Source organism: Rhizobium etli 8C-3 (genome assembly GCF_001908375.1).
Classification (GTDB): Bacteria; Pseudomonadota; Alphaproteobacteria; order Rhizobiales; family Rhizobiaceae; genus Rhizobium; species Rhizobium etli_B.
In genome coordinates this window covers 1,427,531-1,446,875 of sequence record NZ_CP017244.1, presented here as the reverse complement: position 1 = coordinate 1,446,875, position 19,345 = coordinate 1,427,531, and the positions used below count along the sequence as shown (strand labels likewise).

Genomic DNA, 19,345 nt, shown 5'->3' with positions numbered 1-19,345 from the left:
TCATTTTGATTTGCGGTTGTCGACTTTGGGCGGTTTCATGTGATAGCACCGGATTGCAAAAAAGAAATGACGGACAAGGACATAGATGAGCCGCCTCGACAGCTTCATCCGCCGTTTGACGGCTCAGCGCGACATCCTCAATTCCATCCGTGACCTGGTGAAGGAGACCGAAGGCCCGGTTTTGGAATTCGGCCTTGGAAATGGCCGGACCTATGATCATTTACGCGAGCATTTCCCGACCCGCCGCATAATCGCATTCGATCGAGAGGTGCATTCCTATTCGGCCTCGACCCCGCCTGCAAATGACATGGTGACGGGCGATATCCGAGAAAGCGGCCAAGCCTTCATCGGTATCGGTGCAGCACTTGCACATGCCGATATTGGGACGGGCCATGACGAGATCGATGCAATAACGCTGACCTGGCTTCCGCAGCTGGTGGCCGGCGTTCTTACAAGTGGGGGCGTCGCCGTCAGCGGTCTGCCGCTCGATTGGCCGGAGCTTGAGCCGCTGCCGCTTCCTGACGGCGTCAAGGAAGGACGGTATTTTGTCTACCGGCGGAAGTAAGCCTGAGATGCGCAGGTTTTCCGTGCCTTGGGCCCAGATGCGTAACGCCACGCTTGCCTCGGCTCGACCGCCCTTGCTGGTCGGCCACCAACCCGTTTTCATGCATGCGCAAGCGAGGAATCACGGCAGCAAGAGGACGTCGTACTGATCAATGCCGCCTGGCAGGTCGCGAACCTTCATTTCCTGCTCGCCCTCCTCGAAGAAGACGATGCAATCCTCATAGCAGCCGGCAAGCATCCTTACGAAATCACGGGTCTGTTCGAGCCCGTAGAAAATCGGTGTGAATTCCATGTAGAGCGGCACGCGCCGCGACATCAGCGGAGCCATTGAGCGGCAGGCGACAGGTTCGTAGCCTTCGATGTCCATCCAGACGAGGCTGACGTCGTCCGCATTGAGACCTGTCTCGCTCAGGATGTCGCTCACCGGCCTTACCGGGACGCTCACCTTGATGTCCGATGAACTCTGCCGGATGGCGCTGCTCTTTCCATGGTTTGTTGCGTTGAGAAAGAAGTCGATTTCCCCTGCAGTCTCGCCCGCGGCGCAGTTGACGAGCGTGACCGTCTCCCCCAGCCGATTCTGGCCAATGTTGGTTTGCAGCAGCCGGAAATTGCGAGGATCAGGTTCGACGCTGACGATGCGCGAATAAGCGTTGCTCAGCGCGAAATAGACGGTCTGCGTGCCGATATTGCCGCCAAGCTCGAGCAGGACGCCGTCCTTTCGCAAAAGGCCGCGCTCGCGCAGCACCGCCAGGAGCCGATCGACGTTCCCGCGCTCGAAATGCCCCTTGCGGAAGACCTTGCGGCCGATATAGTCGGATGGCGAAAATGTCATCAGATGATCGCCGGCATCAACGGTCATGGAAAGGACCCGTGGCCCGATGTTTTCGATGAGCAAGCGCCTGCCGAAGCGCGTATCGAAGAAGCGGCTTGCCACGGCATTTTGCGCTCTGCGCAGGCGCTTTCGCCAGTATTTTTTTGATCTCAACGCATCAGCGGCCATCAGGCTTTTCCATTGAGCGGTCGACCCGCCTGTTGCTTGTAGATCACATAGACTTTCAAAGGCAGCGCCCGGCCGCGCACACTGATGTCACGGCTTTCGATGCCGCCCATATCGGCGCCCGACAGATTGGCCACCGGCTCGGAAATGACGAGCGCCGCACCGAATTCCTTGGCGGCACTTTCAAGCCGGCTGGCAACGTTTACCGTGTCGCCGACGGCGGTGAGGTTTCGCACCCTGCCGTAGCCCATCGTGCCGACGACGGCTGGTCCAAAATGAATGCCGATCGCAATCTGAAGCGGTATCGTCAGTTCGTCGGCGAGTTCGGCGCCGAGTTTTTCAATTTCCGACGTGATCGTTTCGGCCGCCTTCAGCGCCTGGCGGCAGCCCTCGCCGGGCGAAGTGCCGATGCCAAAAAGGGCCATGGCGCCATCGCCGATGAACTTGTCTATCCTTCCGCCGGCTTGTTCCACTGCCTTTCCGACAAGGGCGAAATAGCGGTTGAGCAGGAAAACGATGTCGAAGGGCAGCCGGGTTTCCGTCAAACTCGTGAAGTTGCGAATATCGCAGAAAAGCACGGCAATTTCACGCTCCCGGCCAGGACTTGCTTCCTGTGTGTTGGCTGGAAGGGCCGGTTCGGTCGTCGGGATCAGAAGCGGCGCGACGGTGATGTCATGATCCGGGCGAAGCTGACAGGCGAGACGTACGTCCGGCGACGCATTGATGCGCTCGAGCGTCTTCTGCTCCAGTTGATCAGGTTGCGGCAGGCGCTGGTAATCGCTAAGGATCTGAACGCGGCAGGTGGAGCACTGTCCCTTGCCGCCGCAGACCGAGTAATGTGGCAGCCCGCCGAGACGGCTCGCCTCCAGCACCGTGAAACCGCGCGGCACCTTGATCGTCTCGCCTCCCGGATAATGCACGGCAATCTGGTCCGTGCGCTCCTTCCACTTGCGGCGGCCGCGCGCGGCGATGACGGACAGAAGCGCCAGCGAAAAGCTGCCATAGAGCCCGGCGCGTATCATCGCGATCTGCCGCTGGGCGTGAGGGTCGGAATAATAGCGGGTATTGAGGTTTTCCTGATAGCGTCCGGTGTCGACAAGACCCTCATAGTCCGGCTCGGCGATCGTGCGGCCCATCTCGATGAAGCCGAGCAGCGAAAGCACGGGCAGCAGGATCGCAATTGCCAGAAGCAACGGTGCAAGACCGTCGTACCAAGGCCGGTAGCGCAGCCAGAAATGCAGGCCGATGCAGCCGTGGACCCAGACGACAACAAGCGCGACTGCCTGCCGGATGCCGTTGCCGAAGGAGAGTATCCACAGCTGGCGAACGACCGTTTCGTAGTTGTCGGCATAGCTGTAGAGTTCATGGACGATACGGGTTCCGATCACATGATCGATCAAGAGCAGCGGGATGGCGAGGCCGAGCACGATCTGGGCCATTTCACCATTTGGCATGACCAGGCTGCGGCGCATGTATAGCGAGCGGAGCACCAGCGCGATGTGAGTGAAGATCGCGCTGTAGAAGATCAGCGTGCCGAGCGGATTTCGCCAAAGGGCGACAAACAGCCGGCGGCCGTCATCGGCAGCAGCGACGGAAATGAGCCCGAGTGCATGGTTCGACAGGTGGAGGACCACGAAGGCGAACATGACAAGGCCTGAACCGAGGCGGGCGCGCCGGATGTTACTCTCTGAAAAAATGCCTGTATGCGCGACGGTTACCATTCAATTCCGTTCTTGACGTTCACCTGAATATGCCGAAAGTCGGTTAACTTTAGATCGTCTTTACGAGATCGGAATTCGCCACCAGATAGAGACGCTGGAGCTTGACCCGCGGAAAACCGTTCACAGCTTCGAGCATCATGCTCTAGAGGTGATCAGGTGAAAGCGAAATGCCATCTTCTCCAGCCACGATCACTTCCATATGTTTATCAGTAACTTTTAAGGAAAACGGACAATAGCGGTAATTTTCGCGATAGGCCGGACGGGCGGCGCAATGAAACGCTTTCTCAACGGAGCGTCCTGATGCGGATTGCATTTTACGCGCCGCTGAAGTCTCCAAACCATCCGACACCGTCCGGCGACCGCCTGATGGCGAGGCTGCTTGTCGAGGCGCTGCATCGTTCCGGTCATTCGGTCGAGATCGCCTCCGAATTTCGCAATTTTGCGCCAACTCCCGAGGCGGCAACTCTGCTTGAGGGCGAGAGGCAGGCGGAGCTTGTCCGTCTAAAAAGCATTTGGCGCCGTGGACCAAAACCGCATCTGTGGTTCTGTTATCACCCGTATTACAAATCGCCGGATCCTTTCGGACCCGTGCTTGCGGCCGAATTCGCCATTCCTTACGTCACGGCGGAGGCCTCCTATTCCCGCAGACGCGACGCCACCGGCTGGGCATCGGCGCAGGCGACGGTGGCGGCAGCAATCCGGCAGGCGGCGGTCAACATCGTACTCACGGAACGCGACGCGGCTGGGATCGGCCAGGCCATTCCTGAGGCCCGTCTTGCTTCAATCAAGCCGTTCATAGACACGGTATCGAGCAAGAACATCGATCTGCGGCCGGATCCGAAACGGCTCGTGACCGTCGCCATGATGCGCGCCGGTGACAAGATGGCGAGCTATAGGGCGCTGGCTGCGGCACTGCGCGTGATCAAAGACAAGGCCTGGACGCTTGGGATTATCGGCGATGGCCCGATGCGGGCGCAAGTCGAGGCGCTGTTTTCGGATTTTTCGCCCCCCCGCATCGATTGGCTGGGCGAACGAAGTGCGTCGGACGTCGCAAGTCTTCTCGCCCGGTCGGGGATCTATGTCTGGCCCGGTTGCGGTGAAGCCTATGGCCTTGCCTATCTTGAAGCGCAGGCGGCCGGCCTGCCTGTGGTGGCGCAGCGAACAGCCGGCGTGCCAGCGGTCATTGAAGATGGGGTGACTGGCATATTGACGGCAGATGGCGATGTCGACGCCTTTGCCGCCGCCATCGCCCGCCTGCTGGACGATCCGCTGCGACGCCAGGAAATGGGCGCGGCGGCGCGGGACTTCGTGCTGGAGGAGCGATCGCTTGAGGTCGCTGCCCGGGACCTCGAAAAAATATTGAAACGATACACAGGAGTTGACCCATGAGCGGCAATTCGATCTGGAAACCCCTGCGTGAGGAACTCGCGCGCTGGCGCGAGGCAGGAAGGGTGGCTCGCTTCTGGTGGCGTGATGACGATGCGATCGAGCCGACGGCGGCGCTCGACAGATTGCTCGGACTCGCAATTGCGCATGAGACGCCGTTGACCGTTGCCGTCATCCCGGCAAAGACCGGCCCCGCACTTTCTCAGCGGCTTTCAGGTGCGCGCGGGGTGAGTGTTGCGGTGCATGGATGGTCGCATGAGAATTATGCGCCGCTGCAAGAAAAAAAACAGGAACTTGGCGGGCACCGGCCGGCGGAGGCCGTGCTTGGCGAACTCTATGACGGTCTCCTGACGCTGCAGCGGCTGCATCCGGCCAGATGCATTCCCATGCTGGTGCCGCCATGGAACCGCATCGACGGCAGCCTTGTTCCCAAGCTCCCGGCGCTTGGTTTCGAATGCATTTCGACGTTCGGCCGGGCGACTGCGGAGGGGCCGATGCCGCTGCTCAACACACATATCGACATCATGGGACGGAGAGCGGATGGGAAGGGCCCGCGCGTCGGGCGACCGCATGATGAAGTGGTAAGCGAACTTGTGAGAGAACTGCAGGACCGCTTCGAGGGCCGAAACGAGCCGATCGGCTTGCTGACGCACCACCTCGCGCATGACGAGACGGCGTGGACATTCGCCGAGGCATTTCTCAAAGAGACCGACGGTCATCAGGCGATTTCGTGGAAACCGGCAGCAGAGCTGCTGAAGGATCAGATGTCGACGACCTGATTGTCACGCGCGGCAAAGGCGCTGGGGAATGCCGCCTGGGCATTCTTTTCCATCTCGCCGAGTTGATCGTCCGTGCGCGATGGCGCGTGATGGAAGAGCGCGAATCGTCTCGTTCCTGCCATCTTGGCCAATTCGATCCCGTGCTGCCAGGTCGAATGGCCAAAGCCCTTGAAGCGCTGCATCTCATCTTCGTTGTAGGTGCAGTCGTAGATCGCCAGATCCGCATCCTTCATCAAATCCAGAGACACCGGGTCATAAGTGCCGGGGATGTGCTCGACGTCGAATACAAGCGCGACGGCGCGCCCGCCCCACTCGATGCGATAGCCGATCGCACCGCCTGGATGGTTCAGCTTGTAGGTCTTAATGCGCACACCCTCGCGCGGAGAAAGCATGTCGCCGGCATGGAAATCGCGGAAGTTCATCGTCGCCTGACAGATATCGGTCTTGACCGGGAACCAGGGAGGGCTGATGAACTGATCGACCATATCCTTGGTGCTCATCTTGCCGTCGAGATGGCCGGACCAGATGTTGAGATTGATCGTGGGATAGTAAATCGCCTTGAAGAAGGGCAATCCGATGATGTGGTCGTAGTGACAGTGGCTGAAGAAAAGATCGACCTGCGTGACGCCTTCGTTGAGCATCGCAAGCCCGGCCTCGCGCAGTCCGGAGCCTGCGTCGAAGATCAACCGGTGGGCGCCGCAGCGCAGTTCGATGCAGGTGGTGTTGCCGCCGTAGTGATCGAATTCGGGGCCGGATACCGGGATGCTGCCGCGAACGCCCCAAAATTTTACCTGAAACTGATCGTTACTCATGGTTCTTCAAAATCGGGCTCCAGCACAGCGCTATCGTAATCATAGTTTAACCCTGATGCGAAGTGCGGAATTCCGCGAGGTGCCTCTATCTTGCCTGTTCTCACAATCGCTAGCAGCAGAAGGAGTATATTTTCCTAAGGCAGCAGGAGTCGGATCCGACAGCAGCCGGATATGGTTTGCTTTGCGTAAACGGAGATGCCGGAGTCTGAAAGCTAATGGACATCTCCTGTTCTAATAGGTGGCTCTTCCGGGGCGAAAATACAATTCTCCGCATTTTCGAGCCATCTTCGTCAATTGCATGTCACAATCGATCAAACGATGGCAAGGCGGTCATATTGCAGATCTGCGAAATGTTACCGTGCGTGCGCGACGATACCGGAGGCCGGCGGCGGCCATCGAGCATCCGCAATTGGCCACTGACGAATGAGGGAGGTTCCGAAGCGAGAAAGACCGCTGCGCCGAGCAATTCTGCGACATTGCTCAATCGGCCTGCAGTGTCCGCGTCTCCAGCCATGCCGAGAATTTCGGATCGCCGGCGCCTGGTTGTCGGCTCCCTTTACTGCGGCGACCGATTGGAGAGGAGTGCTTGGAGCGATGCAAGCATCGTTTTGACCCCGGGGCTCGGGTTTGTTATGTGCGGTACTGCAATGGAGGCTCATCATGCGCATCCGCAATGAGACAATAGCCGATATCCCAGCGATCCGTGCGCTGATCAGCACGGCCTTTGCCGCCAAGGACCACAGCAGCCAGACGGAAGCGGCAATTGTCGATGCCCTGCGCAGGAATAGAGCCTTGTCGGCGACGCTCGTTGCCGAAGATGAAGGCCAAATCGTCGGCCACATCGCGTTCTCACCGGTGATGATCAACCGCAGGGATTTGGGCTGGTACGGCCTCGGTCCACTCGCGGTAACACCCGAAAGGCAGGGCGAGGGGATCGGTACTCGTCTGGTGAAGGATGGACTTGGTGCCATCCTTAAACTCGGCGCCCAGGGATGCGTCCTGCTTGGCGATCCCGGGTACTACGGCCGGTTCGGCTTCAAGGCGGATGCTCGCCTCAGGCTTGCAGATTATCCGGCCGAATATTTTCAGGCACTGTGTTTCAGCGGTGAAATGCCGTCCGGCATGGTCACCTATGACGCGGCTTTCGACCTCACGAATGACGAAGCGTCTCGCCACAAACCCTAGTGCAGCCCGCCAACCCCGAGCAGACGTTCCACGGCGGCTTGATCGGTCGATAACATTTCGGGCGTGCCGGTCCAGGCAAGGCGTCCCCGTTCAAGGATGATGACCTGATCGGCGAAGTCGAGCGCACTTTGGATGCGTTGCTCGACAAGAAGGATCGTCATGTCGCCGGTCTTGGCGAGTTGGGAAAATGCCGCCATCAGCTCTTCGCAGATGACGGGTGCAAGACCTTCCAGCGGTTCGTCAAGCAGCAGAACGGAGGGACGGCCGAGAATCGTGCGGGCAGTCGACAGCATCTGCTGCTCGCCACCGGAGAGTTGGCCGCCCAGATTGCGGCGGCGCTCCTTAAGACGTGGAAACATCACGTATGCCTCTTCGAGCGCCGTCTTCGGCCGTCCTTTGAGGCCGACGAACAGGTTTTCCTCAACCGTCAAGGTCTGAAAGATGCAGCGTGCCTGCGGCACATAACCGAGCCCTTGATGGGCGCGAGCTGCGCTGGTCATGGATGTGAGGTCTGCGGAGCCGAGGCGGATGCGGCCGTCATAACGTCTGGTCTGTCCGGCAAGCGTCGCAAGCAAGGTCGTCTTGCCCATTCCGTTGCGGCCAAGGATGGCAAGCCGGGCGCCTGCGGGCACGGCGAATGAAACGTCTTCAAGAACCCGCGTCGGTCCATAGCCGGCGGAGAGGTTGTCTACCTCAAGCGACGTGGCTGGCATTCGCATAGCTCCCGAGATAGGCCTCGCGCACGCGGGCATCCTTGGTGACCTCGACCGGCGAACCGTCGAAAATGATGGTACCTGCCGCAAGCACGATGACACGTCTGGCAAAGCGGAACACGAGGTCCATATCGTGCTCGATCATCAACACGGCGAGATCGGCTGGCAGATCGGCGAGCGCCTGCTCGATGCGGGCGGTATCGCTTTGAGGCACGCCGGCAGCAGGTTCGTCAAGCAACAGCACCTTCGGTTTCAGTGCCATAGCGACCGCAATCTCGAGGAGACGCTGCTGTCCATAAGCAATTTCACTGACCCTGCGGCACATGAGGTCGCGAAGGCCGAGCGTGTCAAGCAGATCGGTGACTTCTGCCATGAGGTCGGCCATTGCGAGAAAGTTGCCGAACATCTGGCCAGTGCGTCCGTCACGCTGCAGGATCGCGAGCGCGACGTGTTCGGCCGGCGTCATTTCCTGGAAGAGCCGTGTGACCTGGAAGGAGCGGACGAGGCCGCGCCTGACGCGGCCCGCCGCACCAATTCTCGTCACGGTCTCGCCACCGAGGCGGACATCGCCGGCGTCCGGCGATAGGTTGCCAGTGACGAGATTGACGAAAGTGGTCTTGCCAGCGCCGTTCGGGCCGATGAGCGCAACACGGTCACCTGCTGCCATCGAGATCGATACGTCATTGGTCACCACCAGGCCGCCGAAGGATTTCCGGAGATCGACGACTTCCAAGACGGGGCTCATTGCGCAGTCTCCTTCCGGCGGACGAAAAAGGCAGTTGCTGTCCCATAAAGGCCCTTCGGGGCGAAGAGGACGACAGCAACCAGTAGCGCGCCGACCATCGTCAGCCAGTGGAACGGGTTTGCAGCCGAGACATAATCTTCAAAGAGCATGAAGATGACGGTGCCGCAGAGCGCACCGAAGAGGGAGCCGGTGCCGCCGAGAACGAGCATCACGAGGCTTTCGGCCGAAAGCGTGAAGGAGAGGCTGTCGAGGCCGACCACCTGCGTGGAGATGGCATTGAGGGCGCCACCGACACCGGCGACGGCGCCTGAAATGACGTACATCTTCATCAGCGCCGCCTTCGGCGAGGCTCCCATGGCCCGGACGCGCAAGGCGTCCTCCTTGATGCCGCGGCACAGCATGCCAAAGGGCGAACGCACGACAAGGCGGAGAAGAACGAAAACGACAAGCAGCAAGACCACCCCGAAGACATAGGCGGTATGGCCGTAAAGGTCGAACTCGAAGGTGCCGAAGATCGGATCGGCCGAGATGCCGGAAAGGCCATCGCTGCCACCGGTCCAGGAAGATGCCTTGTTGGCGAATTCGTGGAAGAGGTTGATGAGCGCAATTGACAGGACAAGCTGCGGGAGGCCGTGGGCACGCAAGATGACGATTGCGCAGACGAGGCCTGCAGCAGCGCCACCGGTGATACCGGCAAGCGTCATCAAAAGGGGATCGGTGATGCTGTAATGGGCCGAGACAATGCCCGCCGCATAGGCGCCGGAACCGAAGAGTGCGGCATGGCCGAGCGTCGCCACGCCGCAATATCCGGTTACGAGATCAAGGGCGAGAACGAGCAATGCGGTTGCGATGACGCGCGTCAGCAGCGCGAGGTTATCAGGAAACAGCAAATAGCCGATGCTGGCGAGCACGACGATTGCGGCAATGCCGGCGATATCGCGGCCGAAAAAGCGAATGCGCCGCATGGGTACTGCTGTCGTGGTTGGGATGTTCATGTCGAGCGTCGTCCTACTGCACTCTTCCGGCAAAGCCGCGCGGAAAAACGCAGACGATTGCAATAACGGCGAGATAGAAGAAGAATTCTCCGTATTCCGGCATCAGGTAACGGCCCGTGGTGTCGATGCCGCCGAGAACCAGGCAGGCGATCAATGCGCCGCCAATCGAGCCTGCTCCGCCGACCGAGACAACGACGAGGAAAGTCACCATGTAGCGCAGCGCATAATAGGGCTCGACCGGCAAGAGCTCGGCGCCGACCACGCCGCCAAAGGCAGCCAGGCCGACGGCAACTGCAAAGCTCAATGCATAGATGATCTCCGTGCGCACCCCAAGCGCGGCGGCCATGGCGGCATTATCGACGGATGCGCGCAGCTTTACGCCAAAACTTGTCTTTTCGATCGTGTACCAAAGTGCGCCCGCGACGGCGAGGCCGCAGAAGATGGCAAAAAGCCGATGCACCGGAATGGTGCGGAATCCAAGATTGGCCGAGCCTTGCAGGGCGTCAGGCAATGGAATGGTTTTCAGCGTCGGACCCATGACGTAGTTGGCTATCCCGATGATGCAGAAGGTGATGCCGATCGTCATCAGAACCTGCGTCAGTTCCGGCGCACCATAGATGCGCCGGTAGAGGAAGCGTTCGACCGGAATGGCGACGACGATGGTTCCAGTGACGGCGAAAAGAACTGCGATGCCGTAGCCAAGGCCGAGATCGCGCGCGGCATAGGAGGCAATGTACCCGCCGATCATGGCAAAGGCGCCGTGGGCAAGGTTGACGACGCGCATCAGGCCCATTGTGACCGAAAGGCCGATCGAGATCACGAACAGCACCATGCCATAGGCCAGCGCGTCGACGGCAATGCTGAAGACAGTCTGCATGAGGCTCGTGTGTTCCTTTTCTCGTTCAGCAGGTGCTGAAGCCCGCTTGGCGTTCTTGTGCCGAAACCCTTTCTTCCGAGAAAGGAGAGACTTGCGGTTGCGCCAGATGCCCTTTTGTTCATCGAGGCGTGGATGGGGCTGACGAGCGGTCCGGACAAACGCTTTGAGAAAGCCTTGCTCGTCCTACTTCGTCGCCGCCAGACCTGGATCCCCCTGCCTTTCAAAGACCTGGATTTCCTTGTTGATGTATTTGCCGTCCGCATCCTTGGCGACTTCGCGCAGATAAATATTTTCAGTGATGTGGCGGCTTTCGGGATCGATCGAAACGGGGCCGCGCGGGCTCATCCAGGAAAGGCCCTTTACGGCTTCGACAGCTTTTTCAGCATCCTGCTTGCCGCCAGTTGCCTCGATCATCTTGTAGATGACGTGCATGCCGTCATAGGCCCCGACGGCTGGGAAGGTGAGTTCGGCCGGATTGCCGAGTGCCTTGCCGGCGGCCGCAACGAATGCCTTGTTTTCGGGAGAGTCGTGCGAGACCGAGTAGTGGTATGTTGTCAATATGCCGAGAGCGGCATCGCCGAGTGCCGGAAGGTCGGATTCCTGCGTCAAGTCGCCGGTCGCAAAGAGCTGGATGCCGGCGCCTTTCAGGCCGTTTTCGCTATAGGATTTCACGAAGCCAAGCGTCGGCGGACCGGATGGCAGGAAGGCAAACACGCCCTCAGCACCCGAATCCTTGATGCGCTGCATGATCGGGCTGAAATCGTTGGTGGCGAGTGGCATACGGATCGCTTCGACGATTTCTCCGCCTTGCTTTTCGAAGCCCGCCCTGAAGGCGTTTTCAGCGTCGACCCCAGGACCGTAGTCGCTGACAACCGAGATGACCTTCCTAATGCCCTTGTCGAATGCGACCTTGGCGATGGGCATCGAGGTCTGCCAAAGAGTGAAGGATGTACGAACGACCAGAGGGCTTTTGGTGACGATGGCGGAGGTTGCGGCGTTCATGATCACGAGCGGCGTATTGGCCTGTTTCAAGATGGGCGTAACGGCCATTGCGTCAGGTGTGAAGTAAAACCCGGCCAGATACTGGACCTTCTCCTTGACGACGAGTTCCTGGGCAAGCGCCTTGGACTTGGCCGGATCGGCGGCCGGCAGGTCGCGATAGATGACTTCGACCCTATTGTCGCCGATCTGGGCGCCATTCGTCGCCATATAGGCGTCGATCCCGGCCTTGAAGTTCTTGCCCTGCAGCGCGAACGGACCCGAAAACGGCCCAACGACCCCGACCTTGATCGTCTCGCAATAGGCGGCAGTACCCATGACGATTGCCGCCGCAGCGGCCAGAACCAGCTGTTTCATTTTCCTCTCCCTTTATGCCCGGCGGACTCCACCGCCGAGTTAGCGCGCAGCTCAATTTCACGTTAGTGTGTCATGCGAAACGGTAATGTAAAATGAAATAAATACGGTAATTCATAACTGGTGCATTATGCTACGCATCTGCACCAGCTTGCCACGAACGGTGAGGAAGCAAGCTTGTCTACGAGCCCCCGAGGCGTAGAATATTGCCGGTCAGTTCGCGCGCAAGTCGCAGGGCACCGGCCGTCGCCATGATCATCTGCGGCAGCACGAGCCATTCAAGTGTCCAGGCGGCACCCGAACGTTCCTGTTCGTGAACTAGCGCTTGGTGTATGGCTGAAAGCTGAGTGGCGTTGAAGCGGGAAAATGCCACAAGCGCTTCGGCACCGACGGGGTTGTGTTTATGCACCATGGCTGACGAACTTCCGCCGCCGGCAAGTTCGATCTCGCCGCCGGCCTGCGCCAGAAGCGCTATGTCCTGGCCCATCTTCCCCAGACTGCCGGTGATCAGTGAAAAGAGGTTGGCAAGGTCGGCGACGGGCGCGCGCTGGCTTTGCCATTGTGGCTCGTCAGTCAGTCCAAGTTCCTGGGCGAGCGAAGCGCGTATGGCGGCAGCCTTGTCGCCCAGCCTGTCCAGTGTCCCGGCCGCGCCACCGAACTGGACGGGAAACCTCTGTACCCTTAGCCGGCCATGATGACCTTCAAGCGGCGCTCGCCATGTCCGCAGACGATCCGAAACGGCAATTGGGATTGCGGCCTGCATGCGGGTATGGCCCATCAGACTGTTCTGGCCGAACCGGCGATCGAGTGCGTCGAGAGCGCGAACAATGGCATCGAGCCTGCCGGAAAATAAGAAGACAATCGACTTTAGCCTGATCATCAGACTGGTATCGATGGCGTCCTGGCTTGTCGCCCCGAGATGGACATACTGGGCCGCCTCGCCACCCACGAAGGTGCGCAGTTGCGCGACGAAATCGGGAACGACGACGCCGTCTCTGGCGGTCGCAACCCTAAGAGAGGTGATATCGGCGGTGAAACCTCGACAAGCTTCGGCAATGCGGCGTGCTGCCTTCTGCGGGATCAGGCCAAGGGCGCCTTCGGCCTTTGCAAGTGCAGCCTCGAAGGAGAGCATAGCTGTGATGTCGGCATCAGCCGAAAGATAATCCGAGATTTCAACGTCCCCGCAAAGGCCGCTGAGAAATGGATGGTCGAAGGCGGATGCGGTCACGTGACCTCTCATTTGTTTTGCCTACTTTTGCCGCCAGCTTGCCGTTTGAAAACCGCGGCGGCGGCAAAAGATGGCGGTAGAGATGGCACGGAATGTCCTTTCCCTTGCCAACTATGCCTTTACCGGTTTTTCGACCGGCAGAATCCTTATATCGGCATTCTCGTCGACGCCTCGCGCCTTTGCAACGAACGAGAATTTCTTTCGCATGCCCAAGATCGGCTTCTCAATGACATGCCAGGAAAAGACAGCGATGCCCATCGCGGCGCAGATGCCGATAGCATAGAGCGCGATCGCCCCGGTTTTCGGGATCAGGAACAGGCCCGGCGCCAGACTGATCAAAATCTGAAGAAAGGGGTCGTGATACAGATAGACGCCATAAGAGTAGTCGCCCTTGTGAAAGAAGGAGGGCAGGGGCACCGGCGTCAGACCGACGAATATCGTGATATAGACGAGCGCTGGTATTACCAGCAATCTGTTTGGCACGCTCTCGATGGAGGAGCTGCTCAAGAACAGCATCGCCAGGATGGAAACTGCCACGCTCGCCAAGAACAATGAGTTTTTGTAAGGAATGAAATCCCGCAATTGGTAGGCCAGGATGCCGAGCAGAAATGCAAATACCAGCTGGGCGCCGCGGCTGACGAAGAGCGTGCTCAAAACCAGGTCAACGCGATAGGGCAGTAGTTGTCCGAAGGACTGGACGACAAGCCCGCTCAGGATAAAGCCACCGGTCAAAAGCGCCAGCTTCTGCCATGACTTGATGATCGAGGTGATCATGAGCGCAGACATGATGATGTAGCAGAAGATTTCCCACGGGACGGTCCACAGAGCTCCGTTTACCCGATGTGTCGGATTTCCCTCAAATACACCCGGCAGGCTGTAATGAATCCAGCCGATGATGTTGAGAAAATACTTGTAGAAGTCGACGCCGAGAAAATAGTCACGCAAAGCGACGGTCGTCACAAGAGGGCCGATAATGAGCGCGCAGACAACGATATCGACCGCAAGAGCAGGAACGATACGCAGTCCGCGGTTCAAGAGAAAGTTCTTCAGGCTGAGGCGCTGAGCGCTTCCTGCGATCAGAAAACCGCTAAGAGCGAAGAACATCGGAACCAGTGCGTATTCGGCAAACCACAATGGGCTCGAACGAAAAAAAGCGTCATTTCCGGTCAGCAAAAATGAATGTGCCAATACGATTGAAAAAGCCAGGGCAATTCTAAGGAAGTCAAAACCTGGGCCGAGACCCTTGTGCACCGTCAGGACGTGCCCGAATGTTTTCTGCATGTTTCCACCATCGACGTTCAGCCCGTGAAAAGTCTTACTGCGGTGCAGCATTTTTAACAACCCGCCTATCGTCGTTTTGATAGCCGCGCTGCTCGCTTTGATTGCATTCGGGGTGCCGTCGGCATGGGCTTTTGGCAGGGATCGCCTGCACCAATGGGCACAGAGCCTGACTTTGTATCCTCGTCAAATGTCGAGAAATACCGTTTCCTTCTCCCCCTGAAGTCGGATATTAAACGTATAGGTTGTGCCATCGCGGGTCGCGATCATTGTTGCAACGCGCTCGCCGTGTTCGACACGGGCAAGCAGTGGATCGGCCTTGTTGGCGTCTGCCTCCTCCGGAAAGTACATGCGGGTGTGGAGCCCGATATTGACGCCGCGTGCAACGATCCAGAAAGAGATGTGCGGCGCCATCATGCGGCCGTCCTTGAAGGGCACGCAGCCAGGTTTGACAGTTTCGAACCGATAAACGCCGTCTTCGACGCTGGTCGGACAGCGACCCCAACCGGCAAAATTCGGATCGGCCGCGCCGCGCATTTCCGACGGGCTGTCGTAAAGCCCGGCGCAGTCGGCCTGCCAGATTTCGACGACCGCGTCACGCACCGGCGCGCCTGCTCCATCATAGATGCGGCCGGTCACGGTGATTCGCTCGCCAAGGGTCTGTTCGTTGACCATCACGCTGCCGAGATCTTGTGCGAAGACACCCCCGATATCACAGAAATTTGGCGTGAGGCCGATATGGACATAAGGACCTGCCGTTTGCGACGGGGTTTCCTTGAGGTAGCCGAGTTCCTGCATGATCAGTTGCCCTCCAGCCGGTTTTCGAACAGGGTCGATCGGCGACCGCGCAGAACGATGTCGAACTTGTAGGCGCGCGCGTCCATGGGGATGGTGTTGCCCCAGTCGAGCAGTGCAATCAGCTGCTCGATTGCGGCCTTGTCGGGGATCGTGCCGACGATCGGACATTTCCAGATCATCGGATCGCCTTCGAAATACATCTGCGTGATCAGCCGCTGAGCAAAGCCGTGGCCGAAGATCGAAAAGTGGATGTGTGCCGGGCGCCAATCGTTGGCGCCGTTTGGCCAGGGATAGGCGCCGGGGCGAATGGTGCGGAAGGAGTATTGACCATATTCGTCGGTAATACAGCGCCCGCAACCGCCAAAATTCGGATCGATGGCCGCGAGGTAGGATTCTTTCTTGTGGCGATAACGCCCGCCGGCATTGGCCTGCCAGAATTCGACCAGCGCGCCGGAGACCGGCCGCCCACGCTCGTCGATCACCCGACCGTGAACGATAATCCGCTCGCCGAGCGCGCTCTCGCCGGGGCGGGCGAAGTTGTGGATCAGGTCATTGTCGAGTTCACCGATGATCGAATGACCAAAGACCGGCCCGGTAATCTCTGAGATCGTGCCGTCGAGCGACAGCAGCGCGCGTTGTGGGCAACGCAGCACCGAGGTCTTATAGCCGGGAGCATAAGCCGGTGGATGCCAGGTGCGGTCTCGGGCGAAAAAGGCACCGGTTTCCGGCTTGCGGTTCGATATATCGGACATCTCTTCCTCTCAGGCTGTCTTTTCGGCGTCCATCTGCTCGAAAACCTGTTTGGCGATCTTGATTGCGTGATTGGCAGCCGGAACACCCGCGTAGATCGCCACGTGCAGGAGCGCTTCGCAAACATCCTCGCGGCTGGCGCCGGTATTGGCCGTCGCGCGAACATGCATCGCAATCTCGTCATCCTGGCCCAGTGCGGCCAGAAGCGCGATCGTAACGATCGAGCGCTCGCGTTTCGTGAAGGCCGGGCGCGACCAGACATGTCCCCAGGCAGCCTCCGTAATGAGGTCCTGAAACGGCTTGTCGAAAGCCGTCGAGCCTGCTTCGGCCCGATCGACGTGGTCATGGCCAAGGACCGCGCGGCGGGTCGCCATGCCCTGCCGGTAGCGTTCGGACGGAATAGAGGCTTCATTCATCGGCCTGATCTCCATGCAAGGCGAAATCGATGAAGGCGCGGATGACGGCGGTAAGGGCCTCCGGTTGTTCGACGCAGGGGATGTGACCGGCATCGCGGATCGTTTCAAACCGTGCGTTCGGGATCAGATTTGCGGTGTGTCTCACCAGGTCCGGTGGCGTCGAACCGTCCTGATCGCCGACAATGCAGATGGTGGGAACCGCAATCTTGCCTGCGGCTTCTGTGAAATCGGCATCGCGAATTGCGCCGCAGGTTGCTGCATAGCCTTCGACGGGCTGACGGGCGAGCATGTTGCAGTAGCCGGCATAGGCCTGATTTTCCGGGCGCCGGAAGGCGGGCGTGAACCAACGCTCCATCACCGCATCGACGATGTTGCCGATACCGTAATTTTCGACCGCCTCGATGCGGGCGTTCCATGTTTCGGCGGTGCCGATTTTGTGAGCCGTATCGCAAAGGATGAGACCGCGTACGAGGTCCGGGCGCTGCTGATAAAGTGACTGCGCGATGAGGCCGCCAACCGACAGGCCGCAGATGAAGGCCCGCTCGACCTCAAGGGTCTCCAGGAGGCCGATGAGGTCGGAGGCATGGTCGTCGATCGAATATGGCAACTGGCCTATATCCGAAAGACCATGCCCGCGCTTGTCGTAAAGCACGATATTGAAATCACCTGCCAGCCGCACGATCACATCGCGCCAGATCCTGAAATCCGTACCGAGCGAATTGGCAAAGACAATGACTGGCTTGCCGGCAGGGCGACCAATGATCTGATAGTGAATCGTGACATCGTTGACGCGGGCAAATTGCACGGAACTTCCTCCTCTCACGAAATTTGAATGTTTAATTCGGTTCGGTAAAATGATATTTCGTGGCTTTCCGATAACTTATGGGTTATGTGACCAATGATCGATAGCCGTATCAAGTTTCGCCATCTGCAGACCTTTGTCGAGGTCGCGCGGCAGAAAAGCGTCATGAAGGCAGCTGAACTCCTGCGGGTGAGCCAGCCTGCGGTGACAAAGACGATCCGCGAACTGGAAGCAGTGCTGAGCGTTGCTGTTTTCGAGCGCGACGGGCGCGGCATCAAGATCACGCGGTACGGCGAGGTGTTCCTTAAACATGCGGGCGCGGCGCTGACGGCGCTCCGCCACGGGCTCGATTCGGTCACCCAGGAGCGGGTGGGCGACGCTCCGCCGATCCGCATCGGCGCACTTCCGACGGTATCGACGCGCGTCATGCCGCAGGCCATGGAGCTCTTCCTCAAAGAAAATACCTGGAGCCGCATCAAGATCGTGACTGGCGACAATGCGGTGCTTTTGGAGCAGCTTCGAGTGGGCGACCTCGATCTTGTCGTCGGACGCCTTGCTGGAGCGGAAAAAATGGCAGGCTTTTCATTTGAGCACCTCTATTCCGAACAGGTGGCGTTTGCCGTCCGGGCCGGGCACCCGCTTCTGAAAACTGGGCAATCGCCCTTTGCCGCGCTCGCAGAATACACGGTGCTGATGCCGACGCGGGCCTCAATCATTCGTCCCTTCGTGGAAAGTTTCCTTATCGCCAATGGTGTCCCGAACCTGCCGAACCAGATCGAGACGGTTTCCGATTCTTTCGGCCGCGCCTTCTTGCGGTCAAGCGACGCAATCTGGATCATCTCGACTGGCGTTGTGGCAGCCGACATAGAGGACGGCGTGCTGGCAATACTGCCGATCGATACGAGCGAAACCAAAGGGCCTGTGGGTCTGACGATGCGCACGGACGCGATCCCTTCGTTACCGTTGTCCATTCTGATGCAGACCATCCGGGAGGCCGCGCGCGAGATTTCGGCAAGATGAGGTGCCAAGGACGTCGAGCGACACTGATCGGCCCGCCGCCCACGCGCCGCCTGGCGAGACCGCAAGAGTGTTCTTCAATCGAGTCGCTATCCTGTGGCGACGAGTATTACGTTGTCGACGCTCTTTTCAATGTGCTTGGCACGACGAATATGGACAGGCAAACGGCGGCGCTCCGCATCTTGAATGACACAGACTTATAACGCACGATCGCTCGCGCAGTCCTATTTTTGCCGGTCCTTGCACCAGACTTCTGATCAATGAATGCATTGGCGCAGGCCTCACCCCTGTCGTCGATTTTCAGGTAGGAGGAGGACGTGGTACAAGCCAGCTTTCACGTAAAAAGTAGGTTGTGCGCCCCAGGTTGGTGGCGCGCCATAGCGTTGGCGGGTGCCACCGTCCTTGCATCAACCGCCCTTGCCGAGGCGATTGAACCCTTAACGGTAGCCGTTGCCAATTTCGACTTCAGGGACACGTCCGGCGAAGCTGATGGCCAGATCGACGGCCACGATGAGCGGCTGACGGCGTTCGGCGCAACCCTACGTGACAGTCTTTCGAGACGTAAAAAGTTCAGCATCACTTCGTTGGTATGCCGGAATGGGCAATGCACGGCGCGTGATCCGGGGATTGCGGAGCTTTACGAAGAGGCGAAAAGGGCTGGCGCGAATTACCTGCTCATAGGCGAGATCCATAAGATGAGCACCTTGGTGGGCTGGGCGAAGTATGTCCTGCTGGACATCAACGCCAACAAGCCCACCTGCGACCGGTTTATAACGTATCGTGGCGACACAGACGAAGCCTGGAAACGCGCTGCAAGATTTGTGGCAAATGACATTGAAAGGAACTGCATTCCGTGAGGCATTTCTGGGAGACTGGTCTGAGCGTAGGATGGATGGCCACACTGCGGGTCACCTCGTGTGCTTTTCGGT

General features: G+C 59.0%; 20 protein-coding genes. 6 read left to right on the top strand and 14 right to left on the bottom strand.

Going from position 1 to position 19,345, the window contains the following annotated elements:
* Positions 1-85: 85 nt before the first annotated feature.
* Positions 86-565: a class I SAM-dependent methyltransferase gene (locus tag AM571_RS31830; RefSeq protein ID WP_074064925.1), complete on the top strand. Its 480-nt coding sequence runs from the start codon at positions 86-88 to the stop codon at positions 563-565.
* Positions 566-685: 120 nt separating this feature from the next.
* Here the strand turns inward: AM571_RS31830 and AM571_RS31825 are convergent, their stop codons facing one another.
* Together AM571_RS31825 and AM571_RS31820 are read right to left on the bottom strand one after the other, a co-directional pair.
* Positions 686-1,564, bottom strand: a complete 879-nt coding sequence (locus AM571_RS31825; RefSeq protein ID WP_074064924.1) for an FkbM family methyltransferase — start codon at positions 1,562-1,564, stop codon at positions 686-688.
* Entirely contained in the window at positions 1,564-3,282 is a 1,719-nt protein-coding gene (locus AM571_RS31820; RefSeq protein ID WP_074064923.1) for an adenylate/guanylate cyclase domain-containing protein, read from the bottom strand. Before AM571_RS31820 ends, AM571_RS31825 begins: the two co-directional genes overlap by 1 nt.
* Before the next feature lie 300 nt (positions 3,283-3,582).
* On the opposite strand from AM571_RS31820, the gene AM571_RS31815 reads away from it, so the two are divergent.
* Together AM571_RS31815 and AM571_RS31810 are read left to right on the top strand one after the other, a co-directional pair.
* The gene (locus AM571_RS31815) at positions 3,583-4,671 is read left to right on the top strand and encodes a glycosyltransferase family 4 protein (protein ID WP_074064922.1); all 1,089 of its coding nucleotides are present in this window, start codon (positions 3,583-3,585) and stop codon (positions 4,669-4,671) included.
* A complete protein-coding gene (locus AM571_RS31810; protein WP_074064921.1) occupies positions 4,668-5,447 on the top strand; it encodes a polysaccharide deacetylase family protein in 780 nt (259 codons plus the stop codon). Before AM571_RS31815 ends, AM571_RS31810 begins: the two co-directional genes overlap by 4 nt.
* Here the strand turns inward: AM571_RS31810 and AM571_RS31805 are convergent.
* Positions 5,429-6,259: an MBL fold metallo-hydrolase gene (locus tag AM571_RS31805; protein ID WP_074064920.1), complete on the bottom strand. Its 831-nt coding sequence runs from the start codon at positions 6,257-6,259 to the stop codon at positions 5,429-5,431. The two genes, AM571_RS31810 and AM571_RS31805, sit on opposite strands and share 19 nt — an antisense overlap.
* 660 nt (positions 6,260-6,919) lie before the next feature.
* Here AM571_RS31805 and AM571_RS31795 point away from each other — a divergent pair.
* Entirely contained in the window at positions 6,920-7,444 is a 525-nt protein-coding gene (locus AM571_RS31795; RefSeq protein ID WP_074064918.1) for a GNAT family N-acetyltransferase, read from the top strand.
* Here the strand turns inward: AM571_RS31795 and AM571_RS31790 are convergent.
* The 11 genes from AM571_RS31790 to pcaD form a co-directional block, all read right to left on the bottom strand.
* Entirely contained in the window at positions 7,441-8,157 is a 717-nt protein-coding gene (locus AM571_RS31790; protein WP_074064917.1) for an ABC transporter ATP-binding protein, read from the bottom strand. The two genes, AM571_RS31795 and AM571_RS31790, sit on opposite strands and share 4 nt — an antisense overlap.
* The gene (locus AM571_RS31785; protein WP_074064916.1) at positions 8,138-8,902 is read right to left on the bottom strand and encodes an ABC transporter ATP-binding protein; all 765 of its coding nucleotides are present in this window, start codon (positions 8,900-8,902) and stop codon (positions 8,138-8,140) included. Before AM571_RS31785 ends, AM571_RS31790 begins: the two co-directional genes overlap by 20 nt.
* Complete coding sequence (locus tag AM571_RS31780) at positions 8,899-9,897, bottom strand: branched-chain amino acid ABC transporter permease (protein ID WP_074064915.1); 999 nt, start codon at positions 9,895-9,897, stop codon at positions 8,899-8,901. Before AM571_RS31780 ends, AM571_RS31785 begins: the two co-directional genes overlap by 4 nt.
* A gap of 13 nt (positions 9,898-9,910) precedes the next feature.
* The gene (locus AM571_RS31775) at positions 9,911-10,774 is read right to left on the bottom strand and encodes a branched-chain amino acid ABC transporter permease (RefSeq protein ID WP_074064914.1); all 864 of its coding nucleotides are present in this window, start codon (positions 10,772-10,774) and stop codon (positions 9,911-9,913) included.
* Between the two features lie 183 nt (positions 10,775-10,957).
* Positions 10,958-12,130, bottom strand: coding sequence for an ABC transporter substrate-binding protein (locus tag AM571_RS31770; protein WP_074064913.1), 1,173 nt, complete (start codon positions 12,128-12,130; stop codon positions 10,958-10,960).
* Positions 12,131-12,308: 178 nt separating this feature from the next.
* Positions 12,309-13,355: a 3-carboxy-cis,cis-muconate cycloisomerase gene (locus AM571_RS31765; RefSeq protein ID WP_074065699.1), complete on the bottom strand. Its 1,047-nt coding sequence runs from the start codon at positions 13,353-13,355 to the stop codon at positions 12,309-12,311.
* 111 nt (positions 13,356-13,466) lie between these two features.
* A complete protein-coding gene (locus AM571_RS31760) occupies positions 13,467-14,636 on the bottom strand; it encodes an acyltransferase family protein (RefSeq protein WP_074065698.1) in 1,170 nt (389 codons plus the stop codon).
* 183 nt (positions 14,637-14,819) lie between these two features.
* Positions 14,820-15,431 carry a protocatechuate 3,4-dioxygenase subunit alpha gene (gene pcaG / locus AM571_RS31755; RefSeq protein ID WP_074064912.1) on the bottom strand — a complete coding sequence of 204 codons (612 nt, stop codon included), beginning with the start codon at positions 15,429-15,431 and terminating at the stop codon, positions 14,820-14,822.
* Positions 15,432-15,433: 2 nt separating this feature from the next.
* Positions 15,434-16,183 (bottom strand): protocatechuate 3,4-dioxygenase subunit beta, encoded by a 750-nt coding sequence (gene pcaH, locus AM571_RS31750; RefSeq protein ID WP_074064911.1) that lies wholly within the window; start codon positions 16,181-16,183, stop codon positions 15,434-15,436.
* Positions 16,184-16,192: 9 nt separating this feature from the next.
* Positions 16,193-16,597: a 4-carboxymuconolactone decarboxylase gene (pcaC, locus tag AM571_RS31745; RefSeq protein ID WP_074064910.1), complete on the bottom strand. Its 405-nt coding sequence runs from the start codon at positions 16,595-16,597 to the stop codon at positions 16,193-16,195.
* Entirely contained in the window at positions 16,590-17,402 is an 813-nt protein-coding gene (pcaD, locus tag AM571_RS31740) for a 3-oxoadipate enol-lactonase (RefSeq protein WP_074064909.1), read from the bottom strand. Before pcaD ends, pcaC begins: the two co-directional genes overlap by 8 nt.
* Before the next feature lie 93 nt (positions 17,403-17,495).
* On the opposite strand from pcaD, the gene pcaQ reads away from it, so the two are divergent.
* Entirely contained in the window at positions 17,496-18,419 is a 924-nt protein-coding gene (pcaQ, locus tag AM571_RS31735) for a pca operon transcription factor PcaQ (protein WP_074064908.1), read from the top strand.
* A 314-nt stretch (positions 18,420-18,733) separates the two neighbouring features.
* Positions 18,734-19,273: a DUF2380 domain-containing protein gene (locus AM571_RS31730; RefSeq protein ID WP_074064907.1), complete on the top strand. Its 540-nt coding sequence runs from the start codon at positions 18,734-18,736 to the stop codon at positions 19,271-19,273.
* Positions 19,274-19,345: the final 72 nt, after the last annotated feature.

Coding starts and splice junctions, on each gene's coding strand:
- AM571_RS31795 (WP_074064918.1), top strand. CDS start 6,920: ATGCGCATCCGCAATGAGACAATAGCCGATATCCCAGCGATCCGTGCG.
- AM571_RS31775 (WP_074064914.1), bottom strand. CDS start 10,774: ATGCAGACTGTCTTCAGCATTGCCGTCGACGCGCTGGCCTATGGCATG.
- pcaH (WP_074064911.1), bottom strand. CDS start 16,183: ATGTCCGATATATCGAACCGCAAGCCGGAAACCGGTGCCTTTTTCGCC.
- pcaC (WP_074064910.1), bottom strand. CDS start 16,597: ATGAATGAAGCCTCTATTCCGTCCGAACGCTACCGGCAGGGCATGGCG.
- AM571_RS31790 (WP_074064917.1), bottom strand. CDS start 8,157: ATGCCAGCCACGTCGCTTGAGGTAGACAACCTCTCCGCCGGCTATGGA.
- AM571_RS31785 (WP_074064916.1), bottom strand. CDS start 8,902: ATGAGCCCCGTCTTGGAAGTCGTCGATCTCCGGAAATCCTTCGGCGGC.
- AM571_RS31815 (WP_074064922.1), top strand. CDS start 3,583: ATGCGGATTGCATTTTACGCGCCGCTGAAGTCTCCAAACCATCCGACA.
- AM571_RS31805 (WP_074064920.1), bottom strand. CDS start 6,259: ATGAGTAACGATCAGTTTCAGGTAAAATTTTGGGGCGTTCGCGGCAGC.
- AM571_RS31810 (WP_074064921.1), top strand. CDS start 4,668: ATGAGCGGCAATTCGATCTGGAAACCCCTGCGTGAGGAACTCGCGCGC.
- AM571_RS31820 (WP_074064923.1), bottom strand. CDS start 3,282: ATGGTAACCGTCGCGCATACAGGCATTTTTTCAGAGAGTAACATCCGG.
- AM571_RS31825 (WP_074064924.1), bottom strand. CDS start 1,564: ATGGCCGCTGATGCGTTGAGATCAAAAAAATACTGGCGAAAGCGCCTG.
- AM571_RS31780 (WP_074064915.1), bottom strand. CDS start 9,897: ATGAACATCCCAACCACGACAGCAGTACCCATGCGGCGCATTCGCTTT.
- pcaQ (WP_074064908.1), top strand. CDS start 17,496: ATGATCGATAGCCGTATCAAGTTTCGCCATCTGCAGACCTTTGTCGAG.
- AM571_RS31830 (WP_074064925.1), top strand. CDS start 86: ATGAGCCGCCTCGACAGCTTCATCCGCCGTTTGACGGCTCAGCGCGAC.
- AM571_RS31760 (WP_074065698.1), bottom strand. CDS start 14,636: ATGCAGAAAACATTCGGGCACGTCCTGACGGTGCACAAGGGTCTCGGC.
- AM571_RS31770 (WP_074064913.1), bottom strand. CDS start 12,130: ATGAAACAGCTGGTTCTGGCCGCTGCGGCGGCAATCGTCATGGGTACT.
- pcaG (WP_074064912.1), bottom strand. CDS start 15,431: ATGCAGGAACTCGGCTACCTCAAGGAAACCCCGTCGCAAACGGCAGGT.